The organism is Cytobacillus sp. FSL R5-0569, from assembly GCF_038007265.1.
GTDB classification, from domain to species: domain Bacteria; phylum Bacillota; class Bacilli; order Bacillales; family Cytobacillaceae; genus Cytobacillus; species Cytobacillus kochii.
The window spans coordinates 551,429-565,432 of record NZ_JBBOWW010000001.1 but is presented as its reverse complement, the minus strand read 5'-3'; the positions used below and the strand labels follow the sequence as shown (position 1 = coordinate 565,432).

Annotated in this window: 11 protein-coding genes; 1 reads left to right on the top strand and 10 read right to left on the bottom strand. The window is 39.4% G+C overall.

Annotated features, from left to right (window positions below; genetic code table 11):
* Nucleotides 1-7: 7 nt before the first annotated feature.
* The 6 genes from ligA to MKX78_RS02945 all read right to left on the bottom strand — a co-directional run bounded on the left by ligA (nt 8) and on the right by MKX78_RS02945 (nt 8,927).
* Nucleotides 8-2,014 carry an NAD-dependent DNA ligase LigA gene (gene ligA / locus MKX78_RS02970; RefSeq protein WP_095370707.1) on the bottom strand — a complete coding sequence of 669 codons (2,007 nt, stop codon included), beginning with the start codon at nt 2,012-2,014 and terminating at the stop codon, nt 8-10.
* A gap of 18 nt (nt 2,015-2,032) precedes the next feature.
* Nucleotides 2,033-4,261, bottom strand: a complete 2,229-nt coding sequence (gene pcrA / locus MKX78_RS02965) for a DNA helicase PcrA (protein WP_095370708.1) — start codon at nt 4,259-4,261, stop codon at nt 2,033-2,035.
* Nucleotides 4,262-4,333: 72 nt separating this feature from the next.
* Nucleotides 4,334-5,020 (bottom strand): heptaprenylglyceryl phosphate synthase, encoded by a 687-nt coding sequence (locus MKX78_RS02960; protein WP_322910211.1) that lies wholly within the window; start codon nt 5,018-5,020, stop codon nt 4,334-4,336.
* Nucleotides 5,021-5,761: 741 nt separating this feature from the next.
* Nucleotides 5,762-6,070: a YerC/YecD family TrpR-related protein gene (locus MKX78_RS02955; protein WP_095370712.1), complete on the bottom strand. Its 309-nt coding sequence runs from the start codon at nt 6,068-6,070 to the stop codon at nt 5,762-5,764.
* 23 nt (nt 6,071-6,093) lie between these two features.
* Nucleotides 6,094-7,143, bottom strand: a complete 1,050-nt coding sequence (locus tag MKX78_RS02950; protein ID WP_322910213.1) for a DUF3048 domain-containing protein — start codon at nt 7,141-7,143, stop codon at nt 6,094-6,096.
* A gap of 41 nt (nt 7,144-7,184) precedes the next feature.
* Nucleotides 7,185-8,927, bottom strand: a complete 1,743-nt coding sequence (locus tag MKX78_RS02945) for an adenine deaminase C-terminal domain-containing protein (protein ID WP_180317018.1) — start codon at nt 8,925-8,927, stop codon at nt 7,185-7,187.
* Nucleotides 8,928-9,087: 160 nt separating this feature from the next.
* On the opposite strand from MKX78_RS02945, the gene MKX78_RS02940 reads away from it, so the two are divergent.
* A complete protein-coding gene (locus tag MKX78_RS02940; protein WP_095370714.1) occupies nt 9,088-9,381 on the top strand; it encodes a YgaP family membrane protein in 294 nt (97 codons plus the stop codon).
* Between the two features lie 47 nt (nt 9,382-9,428).
* Here MKX78_RS02940 and purD read toward each other — a convergent pair whose 3' ends face one another.
* The 4 genes from purD to purM are packed head-to-tail and all read right to left on the bottom strand — an operon-like array spanning nt 9,429 to nt 13,906.
* Nucleotides 9,429-10,706: a phosphoribosylamine--glycine ligase gene (gene purD, locus MKX78_RS02935; protein ID WP_322910214.1), complete on the bottom strand. Its 1,278-nt coding sequence runs from the start codon at nt 10,704-10,706 to the stop codon at nt 9,429-9,431.
* An 18-nt stretch (nt 10,707-10,724) separates the two neighbouring features.
* Complete coding sequence (purH, locus tag MKX78_RS02930; protein WP_307315343.1) at nt 10,725-12,260, bottom strand: bifunctional phosphoribosylaminoimidazolecarboxamide formyltransferase/IMP cyclohydrolase; 1,536 nt, start codon at nt 12,258-12,260, stop codon at nt 10,725-10,727.
* A gap of 31 nt (nt 12,261-12,291) precedes the next feature.
* Nucleotides 12,292-12,864: a phosphoribosylglycinamide formyltransferase gene (gene purN / locus MKX78_RS02925; RefSeq protein ID WP_307315346.1), complete on the bottom strand. Its 573-nt coding sequence runs from the start codon at nt 12,862-12,864 to the stop codon at nt 12,292-12,294.
* A 16-nt stretch (nt 12,865-12,880) separates the two neighbouring features.
* Nucleotides 12,881-13,906: a phosphoribosylformylglycinamidine cyclo-ligase gene (purM, locus tag MKX78_RS02920; RefSeq protein ID WP_095370718.1), complete on the bottom strand. Its 1,026-nt coding sequence runs from the start codon at nt 13,904-13,906 to the stop codon at nt 12,881-12,883.
* Between the last annotated feature and the right edge of the window lie 98 nt (nt 13,907-14,004).

Sequence of the window (14,004 nt, the reverse complement as noted above, 5' to 3'; positions counted from 1 at the left end):
TCACCTCTTACGAATTTAATTCCTCAATCAATTTTTCCTCGTCCCAAATAGTAATGCCTAATTCCTGAGCTTTGGTTAATTTCGAGCCTGCGTCTTCTCCGGCAATGACTAAATCTGTTTTCTTACTTACACTGCCAGAGACCTTGCCTCCTAGAGCTTCAATTTTTTCCTTGGCTTCATTTCTAGCAAGCTGTTCTAATTTACCCGTTAACACAATGGTTTTACCAGCAAAAACAGAATCAGATTCCGCTATATTTACAGGTTTTGGTCCCTTATAAGTCAGATTCACTCCAACATCTTGTAACTCTTGAATGAGAGATGTTACTTCTTCTTGTTCAAAATATGTGACGAGTGCATCAGCCATCTTATCGCCTATTTCATTAATGCTAATAAAATCCTCCATGGTTGCCTGCTGGATTTTGCCCATCTCTCCAAATGTTTGCGCAAGTGTTTTTGCCGCTTTCGCCCCCACATGACGGATCCCTAGTCCGAATAATAATTTTTCTAAAGAATTATCCTTAGAGACTTCAATGGCCTTTAGCAAGTTGTTAACAGATTTTTCGCCCATTCTCTCTAATTGAATAAGCTGTTCATACGTAAGATGATAAATATCTGCCACATCTTCAATTAACTTTTCTGCAAATAATTGGCTAATTACTTTTTCCCCTAGCCCGTCAATATTCATCGCATTTCGTGAGACAAAATGTATAAGCCCCTCTCTTATTTGCGCAGGACATTTCGGATTAATACAACGAAGTGCGACTTCTTCCTCTAAACGCACAAGTTCACTTTCACATGCCGGGCAATGAGTTGGCATATGAAAATCAACTTCTTCTCCCGTTCTTCTTTCAGGTAATACATTGACAACTTCAGGGATGATGTCGCCTGCTTTCTTAATCACAACGTAATCACCTAGCTTAATATCCTTCTCACGAATAAGGTCTTCATTATGAAGGGATGCACGTTGCACGGTAGTACCTGCAACTCTAACAGGTTCAAGTAATGCTGTTGGCGTCACAACACCGGTGCGACCGATACTTAATTCAATATCTCTTAACTGCGTGACTACCTCTTCAGCAGGAAACTTATAAGCAATCGCCCATCTCGGACTCTTTGCTGTTGTCCCGAGTTCATCCTGTTGGTCATATGAATCGACTTTAATAACGATTCCATCAATATCATACGATAAGTCTGGTCGGTTTTCTGTCCATTTCTCGATATATTGAATGACCTCATCTATATTTTTACACTTCTGGCGCTCTTTGTTCGTTTTAAACCCCTGAGAGTCAAGAAAGTCCAGACCTTCACTATGAGAACGAATACCCGTTTTCCCCTCGTCAGCCATAGCATAAACGAATATATCTAAATTTCTTGATGCAGCGATTTTTGGATCTAATTGCCTAAGTGAACCCGCAGCAGCATTTCGAGGGTTCGCAAAGGGTTCCTCACCTCGTTCTTCTTTTCCTTTATTTAAACTTAAGAACGATTTTCTAGGCATGAACGCCTCTCCGCGTACTTCAAAGGTTACCGTTTCCTTTACCCGCAGAGGAATGGAACGAATGGTGCGAAGGTTAACGGTAATGTTTTCACCAATGGAGCCATCTCCACGCGTTGCTCCGATTGCAAACAATCCATCTTCATAGCGAAGAGAGACAGCCAGTCCATCAATTTTTAACTCGCAGACATATGAGATATTCTCACCCACTGCCTGGCGAACACGACGGTCAAAATCCCTTAAGTCTTGCTCATTAAATGCATTGGCTAAACTGAGCATCGGCGTGCGATGTTCAACTTTTTCAAACATATCTAATACTTGCCCACCGACCCGATGCGTTGGGGAATCTTCTGTTTTCAACTCTGGATGTTGCTCTTCAAGTGCAATTAGCTCATGAAGAAGCTGGTCATATTCTGCATCAGGCACAGATGGTTGATCAAGTACATGATATTCATAATTATATTGATTAAGGAGATTTTGCAAATCCTTGACCCTTTGTTCTACCTTCTTTTCCTCCAAGACGTTCAACCCTTTCCTTTAACCTTTCGAAATCGGGGCAAATTTAGCAAGTAATCTTTTAATACCTACTGGCTTTGGAAAAGCAATATCAAGCTCCATTCCATCACCTTCACCTTTGACACTTACAACTGTTCCAGTACCCCATTTACCATGCACAGCTTTATCTCCAACTATCCAATTCATACCGCTACCACCTGTATTTTGTACAGCTGGGCGAACAACCGCTTTACGAGCAGGTTGCATACGATTTCCTGAAGAACTATTAAACGTGGACTGACCTCGATTAAGGGGTTTTGCTTTTGGCTCTAATCCTTCTAATAAATCAGCCGGAATTTCCTGAATAAATCTGGACGGTGGGTTCATGTTTGTACGGCCAAATAGTGTACGCATTTGCGCATTTGTTATAAATAACTGCTCTTCTGCTCTCGTAATCCCTACATAAGCAAGGCGACGTTCCTCTTCCATTTCTGCTTCTTCCATTAATGAACGGCTATGAGGGAATACACCTTCCTCCATACCCATTAAAAAGACAACTGGAAATTCTAATCCCTTTGCAGAGTGAAGCGTCATTAATACAACTGCATCCGCTTTCTCACCGTCATCATCCAATTTATCAATATCGGCAACAAGCGCCAAATCTGTTAAGAAGGCAACAAGTGTTTTATCTTCGGACGCATCTTCAAAATTCTTCGTTACAGATAGAAACTCATCTAAGTTTTCCAAACGACTTTGAGACTCGATCGATTTCTCCGCTTTTAACATGTCACGATAGCCTGACTTGTCCAACAGTTCCTCTACCAATTCTGTCACAGATAAGTATTCTTGCATTTGTGTATAATTCTTTACTAAATCACGAAACTCTATAGCAGATTTTGTGATTTTTGGGCTTAAGCCAATTAATTCGATGGATTCGAGTGCTTCAAACATTGTCATATCATGCATGGTTGCAAAATTAGCAATCTTATCAACTGATCCAGAACCAATCCCTCTTTTAGGCACATTAATCACTCGCTGTAGACTAATATCATCATCAGGGTTGGCAATTAATCGTAAATAAGCCAATACATCTTTAATTTCTTTACGATCATAGAACTTAATTCCGCCAACAATCGCATATTCAATATTCGACTTTAATAGCATTTCCTCCATAACCCTGGATTGGGCATTTGTGCGATATAGAATAGCAAAATCGGCAAGCTTACGATTCTGACTTTGCGCTAATTCTTTTATTTTACTTACGACAAATTGTCCTTCGCCTTGCTCACTATCTGCACGGTAATACTGAATTTTATTTCCTTCAGGATTTTCCGTCCATAAGTTTTTCGCTTTACGATTCATGTTTTTATCAATGACACCGTTAGCTGCGTTTAAAATTCTTTGTGTGGATCGATAGTTTTGTTCTAGCAAAATGACTTGTGCTTGCGCATAATCTTTTTCAAAGGATAAGATATTGGCAATATCTGCCCCGCGCCATCTATAAATAGATTGATCCGAGTCTCCAACCACACATATATTTTGGAAACGATTCGCTAATAATTTTACTAGCATGTATTGCGCTCTATTCGTATCTTGATATTCATCCACATGAATATACTGGAATTTACGTTGATAGTATTCTAATACCTCAGGGACGCGATTAAATAATTGAATCGTCTTCATAATAAGATCATCAAAGTCTAATGCATGATTCTTTCGCAGACGTTTTTGATAATCTGTATACACATCACTTGTCACTTGGGAGAAATAATCACCGGCAGTCTTGGCGAATTCCTCTGGTTCAATTAGTTCATTTTTTGCAGAACTAATCGTCCCTAAAATTGCTCTAGGATCGAACTTTTTCGGATCTAAATTCCGCTCTTTTAAGATATTCTTAATAACAGATTGCTGATCAGTAGAATCTAATATTGTGAAGTTACGATTGAACCCAATCCGATCAATATCACGACGTAATATTCTCACACACATAGAGTGAAAAGTAGAAATCCAGATTTCTTCAGCCACACCGCCCATCATCGCACGAATACGATCTCTCATTTCTCTTGCGGCCTTATTCGTAAACGTGATTGCTAAAATATTATATGGATTCACGCCCTTCTCTACCATTAAATAAGCAATGCGATGGGTAAGTACACGCGTCTTACCACTTCCTGCTCCAGCCATAATAAGCAAAGGTCCATCTGTTGCCTTTACAGCCTGTTGCTGCTCCTTATTCAAACCATTTAATAATTTATTAGATAAATATTGCATTCCTTTTCTTCACCACCATACAAACATTTGTTCTATTTTTAGTCTATCTTGATTAATTTGGTTAATCAAGATTTATTGTTTCACAGCTTCTACTGTTTTTAATGCGATTTTAATATCATCATAAATGACATTTCCAACGACAACTACATCTGCATAAGCGCCCATTTCTCTTGCTTGTTCCACAGAGGTAATCCCGCCACCATAAAATAATATTGTTTCTTCTAATGTTCGACTTACTTCTTTCACTATTTCTACATTGCCGTAAGTACCGCTATATTCCAGATAAAAAATCGGTAAATGAAACATTTTTTCCGCCATCATTGCATAGGCTTTGACGTCTTCAATCGTTAAATTCGTATCCGCACTCGTTAATTGAGCGACTTTACAATCTTCATTTAGCACGCAATATCCTTGCATAAGAATCTCGTCCCAATTCATGATCTCGCCAAATTCCTTAACTGCTTGATGGTGCATTCCATTAATCCATTTGGAATCTTTACTATTTAAAACCGTCGGGATAAAAAACAAATCATACCCAGGTGTAATCGACTCAATTGTGGAAACCTCTAACACACATGGAACTGTATATCTACGAACACGCCCCATAAGATCAAGCACCCGCTCAAGCGTAATGCCATCTGTCCCCCCAATAATAATCGCGTCCGTGCCAGACTCGCACACTTTCTCTAAATCTTCATCAGATATATATTTATTAGGGTCGAGCTTAAACGCATGGTGCCACGCGCGAACATCATACATACATAGTTCCTCCATTCTATCTTTCCATTCAATCATTATATCATTTGAGGAGCATTTCAAAAAGGAAACCGCTAATGAAGTAAGAATGGATTTATTTGGCTAAATTAACATCATTGCAGACATTGCCATTCACCATGTAAATGATTCATTCGGTTTCGGATGCAAACTCTGTTTTGGCTAATCAGATTTTCTCTTGGATTCAGGTTTCTGACGCGGTTCTCATTTATTCCAATCAGATTTCCAGTTGGGACCGGGTTTCTGAGCCGTTTCTCTTCTATTCCAACCAGATTTCTCCTTGGGTTCAGGTTTCTGACTCGCTTCTCACCTAATCTAATCAAATTTCACCATGGTTCCAAGTTTCTGACGCGGTTCTTCTCTAATCCAATCAAATTTCCTCTTGGTGTCCAGTTTCTGACTCGCTTCTCACCTATTCCAACCAAATTTCCTCTTGGTATCCGGTTTCTGACTCGCTTCTCCTCTAATCCAATCAAATTTCCTCATAAAGTCCAGTTTCTGACTCGCTTCTCCTCTAATCCAATCAAATTTCCTCATAAAGTCCAGTTTCTGAGACGCTTCTCCCTTAATCCAATCAAATTTCCTCATGAAGTCCAGTTTCTGACTCACTTTCTCTCTTATTTCAATCGCGCTTTTTCTACTAGTACCTAAATCTCCGTTCCAAAACAAAAAAAACCGTGGGTGCTGATTCCCTCGGTTCGGTCGTTTCCATTGCTGTGGTTTCTATTATTTTTCTGTTGTTTCTTCTTCTTTAATTCTTTCTAATGCCATTTCGTAGGCATCGTTTCCGTAGTTTAGGCAACGTTTCACACGCGAGATTGTTGCAGTACTTGCACCTGTTTCTGTTTCAATCTTATGATAAGTTTTTCCTTCTCTAAGCATACGAGCTACTTCTAGTCTTTGCGCTAATGATTGGATCTCGTTCACAGTACATAAGTCATCAAAAAATCGATAACATTCGTCTAAATCATTTAGTGATAATACCGCCTGAAATAATTGATCTAATTCTTGTCCTCTTAGTTTATTAATTTGCATAATATTTACCCCTTTTTCATTTTTTAGTTAATTGTTACCGACTGATTGATTCCTGGCTCTTGTGGAATGACATTCACCCATGTTTTCCCCGGAGCAAGTGGTTGTTCTTTTCCATCGATTACTGGATAAATTCTTCCTTCTTTATTCACCCAGTTCACTTCAGACATCATACCTCTTTGAATAAGATAACCTTTACCCCCTGAAGTCAAATCAATGTCATGTCGACCTTCTCCATCTATCACTGTATGCTTCGCTTCTATGATTAAAATATTGCTTAATAACACAGGGTCACCTGTGTCATAGTCTGTTGTCCATTCACCATCTGAAGATCTTTTGTATGCTTTCGTTGTTTCATCATAATCATATGTGACATCAAAACGTTCATCTTTTCCATAACTCACTGCAATCTCTCCCGCCACAGAGCCACTCAGTTTATCCGCTTCTTCGTCAGTTAAATGAGCAAAAGCAGCTGGTGCCCCGTCCAGCTCATAATTCTTTTCCTTAGCCCCTTGTTCAATATGCGCAAAAGAAATATATGAATTATGAGGTGCCTGGCGATCGCTCACACGTTCAAAAAGTGTGCCGTCATAGTATAAGCCATTCAAATGATCCACATATTCATCAGCAAGCATCTTCTTTGCCTCTGGACTATTTCCATGAGCAATATAAAGACTATTAAACCCTTTCGCCAGTTCAATATAATATTCTCTGGCACTGCGTACTGGCCCAACTCTATCCGGTTGCTCACTTTGAAAAATAGCAAGGAATCGCGTGACTTCACCTTCAGCCAGTAATTCATAAACAATATCCGCTTGAGTCAATCCTGATTGTGGTCTTGCTTTCGGATGATTGTTAATCATAACTGCTATAGCACGCTGATTCCCATTTCCCTCTTGAGCTATGCCTGTGAGTGGATAAACTGTCTTTTCTTCAGGCGAATCCATACTTTCTTCACCTTGATTATCCACACCATTTAACTCTTCGTTTGCTGGATCCTCAACTGTTTCATTCTTGCTGCATCCTGTCACCAAAAGTATTGCTACGAGAGACGTAGTCACCCATTTGTTCAGCATGATGCACCCCTTATCACTATATGATTACCCTCTTTTACATTTTAACGCATCATAGTTGGAAAGAGTACAGTTTTATTCATGACATCATACATTCCTCGCTGTGTAACCCTGATATAAGGGAGATGAGTGGAGGAAAAAAATAATAATGTATAAATTGGATCGGCAAAACGATAACCTCTTTCCCGCAAATAGGCTAATAAGGTTCTTTCTTCTTCAATCAAATCTTCCACTCTTTTATTCGACATGATTCCCTTTAATTTAAGTGGGATTTCTGTAACAATGTTCCCTTGCTCAGAAATAACAATTCCACCACCTATTTCTTTCATATGATTAAAAGCATTCATCATGTCTTTCTTGCTTTTACCGATTAAGATAATATCACCGGTATTAGAATAAGAACTTGCTAAACCATCTAGCTCCTTAGCAAACCCTTTAATCACCGTATTTACACGCCACTTGCCTTTGCGGTCAATTAACATGAAGAAACACTCGTCATGCTCCCTACTTAGCTCATCGCCGGAAATATCAATGGCTAATGAGTAAGGCTTTGTGATAACAGCGCTCTCCATTTTAATACCGAACGGCATCGAAAATTGCATATCATGAGATGTAAGCTCCCAGTTCATTTCTAGCGGTTCAAATCCATACTCTTCCCATGGCATATTATCTTCAAATGGTGTATTTTCACCATCTTTCCTTATCCACTTACCTTTTGCTAACACACTAACAGGCGTTGGGTTACTTTCATTCTCTAGGAAATTGATATTAGCCACTCTACCTGTAGCGATATTTCCATGCAGATGTTGGATGTTATAATACTTAGCTACGTTAATTGTACCCATATTATACGCATCTATTGTCGGTACCCCTTTTTCAAGGGCAATTCGGATCATCTGATCAATAATCCCTTGATCGGAAAAGGATGAAGAAGAGCCATCTGTCGTAAAAATGAATGATTCATAATGATCAATGCCCAATTCATGCATTTCATCCAATAACTGCGGTAAATCAGGTCGAATTGATGAATAGCGCAACGATACAGTATATCCTTGCATCAAACGATTCATAATCTCTTGTCCGTTAATCGCTTCATGGTCGCAATCAGCCCCGAGCAGCATTAACTTTGCTAAAGTCTTTTCTGACGCCCCAGGAAAATGACCTTCGATTTGCTTTCTCATTCTTTTCGCTTCTTGCATCCAATGGAGCATTAAATCATCACCGTCGAGTAACTTTGGCCAGCCAGTTAACTCTCCACCTTGTAATACTGCATCATGCTCTAACCAAGATTTAATATTACCATGCGAAAATGTTGTCTCTTCATTTTGAATTTCTGTTTGCGCATCAAATCGGCACCACCAATACATCGTTGAAGGAATATTTCTCATTTCCTTCAAAAATGAAAACGCTTTCTTTTTCTCTAATTGTAATGCTAGCACCATATTATCATTAATCAAAGTGGTCGTGCCAAATTGCGCTGCATAACGAGCAAAGGAAAGGGGATTATATAACTGAAATGGATGTGCATGTGGTTCAATATATCCTGGAACAAGCGTCATTCCATTACAATCAACAATTTCACAGCCTTCTAACTTGTCAGGAAGCTTTTCACCGACATAAACAATACGATCACCGAGAATCCAGATATTCGCATGTACCCATTTTTTAATTGCTTGATTTAAGTAACGAGCATTTTTCAGTAACATCGTTGGTGCAATACGCCCATCTAGAACAGATACATGTTCACGTAGATGTTTGTTTTTCCAACGGTATCGCTGTTCTAGCACTCTGTTTCCTCCTTTTATGGTAACTACAATTATCTATTTTTATTTTTCGTTTACGATAATGAAGCAGCATTCATGTTGCCTATTATCATAACATATATAACTTTTTAACGCAGTAAAGAATAACAAATATTTGTTAATTTTTTGTGAAGGAGGTCCTTTTATGAATGTTAAGCCCAATATTGGTATCATTCAGGCATTAATCCGTATTACTTGTGGATTAACCATTATTGCTTGGAGTGCCACAAAGCTCGTTAAAAAACCTTGGAGTGATCGCTTTCTCATTCTTATTTCACTTGGTGCAATGAAGGTTGCAGAAGGTATTGTCCGCTATTGTCCTATCATTGCCTTATTTGAAAAAGGGAAAGAGAATATAAAAGATTCTGACCACCAGTTTAAACCACCTATGGATTTTTTAAAAGAACAAAAGTTATTAAAGGATACTGATTTTGAATGAAAAATATGCCCCCTTATTTTTTTGGGGGGCATTTTCATTTTCCCTATCTATTTTTCTATAGTCGAATGTGCTATCGCCTTATAGCCAATATCCCTGCGGTAAAAGACTTCTTCTGTTGTTAGATACGTTAGCGCATCATACACTTGCTTTTGTGCAGATACTAAGTCATTTGCTTTGCTACCAACAAGTAAGACTCGACCGCCATTTGTTGTGAATGCACCTTGGGCATTTTTCGCCGTTCCTGCATGGAAGACAAATGCTTCTTCTGCTACTTTTTCGATTCCTTTTAGTTCGGCACCACTCTCATATGCTTCCGGATAACCATTGGCTGCGACCACAACCCCAAGCATTGCCTCCTCATCCCATTCAATCACTGGTTTACCTCCAGCAATTACTTCTAACATGACATGGGATAAGTCTGACTTCATTCTAGGTAAAATGACTTGTGTTTCCGGATCACCAAAGCGGGCATTGAATTCAATCACCTTTGGCCCTTGTTCTGTCGCGATAAGTCCCGCATAGAGAACGCCACAAAAACTGCGATTCTCTTTAACTAATGCTTCTGCAGCTGGAATTAAAATCGTTTCAATCGCTGTTTCAACCGTCTCCTTGCTGATATGTGGAACAGGTGAATAAGCACCCATTCCTCCTGTGTTTGGTCCTTTATCTCCATCGAAAGCGCGTTTATGGTCTTGAGCAATTTCTAAGGGGATAACTGTCTCTCCATTAACAAAAGCCATTAATGAAAATTCTTCACCAGCTAAAAATTCTTCAATAACGACTGTAGCAGAAGCTTCTCCAAATTTTTCTCCAACTAACATATCCGCTAACGCTGCTAATGCTTCATCTTCTGTCATCGCAACAACGACGCCTTTTCCAGCAGCTAATCCATCCGCTTTAATAACAATTGGCGCTCCTTGTTCTTTCACATAAGCACTTGCAGCCTCATACTGATCAAACACTTCATAGCTTCCTGTTGGAATGGCATATTTCTTCATGAGCTCTTTTGCAAAGGATTTACTTCCTTCAATTTCAGCCGCTCGACTTTTCGGTCCAAAAACAGTAAGTCCAGCTCCCTCCATCTTATCAGCCAAACCTTCAAGTAAAGGAACTTCAGGTCCAATAACTGTTAATTCAACATGATTATCGAGCGCAAAAGCAATCAGTTCTTCTTGTTCGTTCTCGGAAATATCAATAATCGTTGCTACATCTTCCATTCCTGGATTTCCTGGTGCAACAAACACTGTTTCCACTTGGCTGCTTTCACTTAACTTTCTACTGATGGCATGCTCACGTCCGCCTCTACCGATTACTAATACGTTCATTTCATGTTCTCCCCCAGTTTAATGTTTGAAATGTCTCACACCAGTGAATACCATTGCCAGGCCATACTCATTTGCTTTTTCAATCGATTCCTGATCTTTAATCGAACCACCGGGTTGAATAATAGCCGTAATACCAGCTTTAGCTGCTGCTTCAACTGTATCATTCATTGGGAAAAAGGCATCGGATGCCATTGTTGCTCCTTCAACTGCTTTTCCTGCTTGCTCGATCGCAATTTTCGCAGAGCCGACACGATTCATTTGGCCTGCACCAATACCTAATGTTTGGTCGCTATTATTGACAACAATCGCATTCGACTTCACATGCTTCACTACTTTCCAGCCAAGTTTGAGTGATTGCCACTCTTCCTCCGTTGGTTCTCTTGTTGTCGCCACAGTAATATTCGCTTCTTCAAGACCATAAGTATCGTAATCTTGCGCTAATAAACCGCCTTCAATAGAAGTTAGACGTTTTTCCGTCTTTTTGTTTCCTTCAAAAGGAATAGTTAATAGTCTTAAATTCTTCTTCCCTTGTAAAATCTCAAGTGCTTCCGCTGAAAAAGAAGGCGCTATAATGATTTCTAGAAAGATTTCATGAAGTTTCGTTGCTGTTTGTGCATTTACTTCACGGTTAAGGGCAATAATCCCCCCAAAAATAGACACAGGATCAGCTGCAAAAGCTTTAGAGAAAGCATCATAAATATCTGTGCCAATACCGACACCACATGGGTTCATATGTTTTACTGCAACAGCAGCTGGTCCGTCAAACTCTTTAACAATTTGTAACGCTGCATCAGCATCATTAATATTATTGTAAGACAGCTCTTTGCCATGTAGCTGTGTAGCGTTAGCAATCGAAAAGACCGACCCTAATGGTTTGCGATAAAAGGAAGCTTTTTGATGAGGGTTTTCTCCATAACGTAATGCTTGTTTTAATTCATACGTAACTGTCAACTTTTCTGGCTGCTCTTCTTCTGCTAATTCTGTCATATATTCAGCTATCATTGCATCATAAGCAGCTGTATGACGGAATACTTTTGCTGCTAGCTTGCGTTTGGTTGCAGCATCTACAATGTCATTTTCTTTTAATTGTGTAATGACTGTTTCGTAATCAATGGGATCTACAACAACTGTCACATGTGCGTGGTTTTTAGCAGAGGCACGTAACATCGCAGGACCACCGATATCAATATTTTCAATTGCATCCTCCACTGTCACATCTGGCTTAGCAATGGTCTGTTGGAAAGGATAGAGATTCACACATACCACTTGAATCGGATTAATCTGATGTTTTTCTAACTGTGCTTGATGAGATGAATCATCGAACTTAGCTAGTAATCCACCATGGATAAGCGGATTTAATGTTTTTACTCTTCCTTCTAAAATTTCAGGAAATCCTGTAACATCACTTACACCGATTACCGGAACCCCAGCTTCAGCTATTGCTTTTTTTGTTCCACCTGTTGAAACAATTTCAAACCCTAATTCGTGAAGTTCTTTCGCAAATGCTGCTACACCATTTTTATCTGATACACTAATAAGCGCACGTTTTTTCATCGTCCATTTTCCTCCCTGTAAGATGTTCCTCTTAGGCGTTTTCGTTTAAAAGCTTTTGTAATACTTCTGGATAAAATTGATGCTCTACTTTATGAATTCGATTCTGCAATGCTTCTTTCGTATCACCTGGTAGGATGGCTACCTTTCTTTGATCAATAATAGGACCCGTATCCATCCCTTCGTCTACATAATGAATGGTTACACCTGTTTGTTTCACCTCTGCAGAAAGCGCTTGTCCAATAGCATCTTTACCAGGGAATGCTGGTAAATAAGAAGGATGGATATTTACAATTCTTCCGCCATATTCACGTAAAAGAACATCCCCAATAAGACGCATATAACCTGCAAGAACAATAAAATCTATGTTTGCATTCTCTAATTCTACTAATATTTGTTCTTCATATGCTGTTTTACTCGTAAAATCTTTCGCACGAAAAGCAAAGGTTGGAACCCCTTCATTTACAGCACGTTGAATACAGTAAGACTCTGGCTTATCACTTACCAGTAGTTTAATGTCTACCTGCAATTCATCGTTTTTAAAGGCATCAACAATCGCTTGAAAATTTGTTCCACTGCCAGATGCAAAAATGGCGATATTTTTCATGATAACCTCCGTCTAATTAAAGGATTGAAATCCCCTCTTGCTGTGTAACTTTACCAATCACACTTGCTTTTTCACCAATCTTATTAAAGTGATTGACTACTTTTTCAGCATCCTTAACAGAAACAATTGCCACCATTCCGATGCCCATATTAAATATATTGTACATATCCTTACGCTCAAGCTTACCTACTTCTTCCATCAGCTTGAAAATCGGCTGAATCTCCCAACTACCCTCGATTAATTCAGCTCCTAAGCCTTGAGGTAACACTCTAGGGATATTCTCGATAAATCCGCCACCCGTAATATGAGCGAAGCCTTTTACATCAAATTGCTTTAATGCCGATAACACTGATTTCACATAGATTCGCGTTGGTTTTAGGAGTTCTTCACCTAACGTGCTCCCTAGTTCCTCTCTAAACTCTTGCAATGAGAGTTTCGCATCCTCTAAAAATATCTTCCGTACGAGAGAATAACCATTGCTATGGATTCCGTTCGATGCAAGGCCGATTAAAACATCACCCTCTTGAATATTTGAACCATCGATTAAATCACTCTTTTCACATGCACCGACAGAAAATCCCGCTAAATCATACTCTTCTTCACTGTACATTCCAGGCATTTCCGCTGTTTCTCCACCAACAAGCGCACAACCTGCTTGTTCACAACCGTCAGCTATCCCTTTGACAATGGCTTCTATCTTTTCTGGCTCAGCCTTCCCACAAGCAATATAATCTAAGAAGTAAAGAGGTTCTGCACCTTGAACAACGATATCATTGACACACATAGCAACTGCATCAATCCCAATTGTGTCATGCTGATTCATCATAAAAGCTAGCATCAGCTTTGTTCCGACACCATCTGTCCCTGATACAAGCACAGGTTCTTTTAAGCCAAGTGATGACAAATCAAACATGCCTCCAAAACCGCCAAGACCACCAATTACACCTGGTCTCATCGTTTTCTCCACATGCTTCTTCATACGGTTCACTGCTTCGTAACCCGCTTCAATATCTACGCCAGCTTGTTTATAAGCATTCGCCATTCCTATCCACCTCACCAATTTATTAACAGGTATTCTTTCAATCTAGCATCATACGCCAAGTATTCGCACCAAAACGTATTGTTAATTTCTAAGAATAA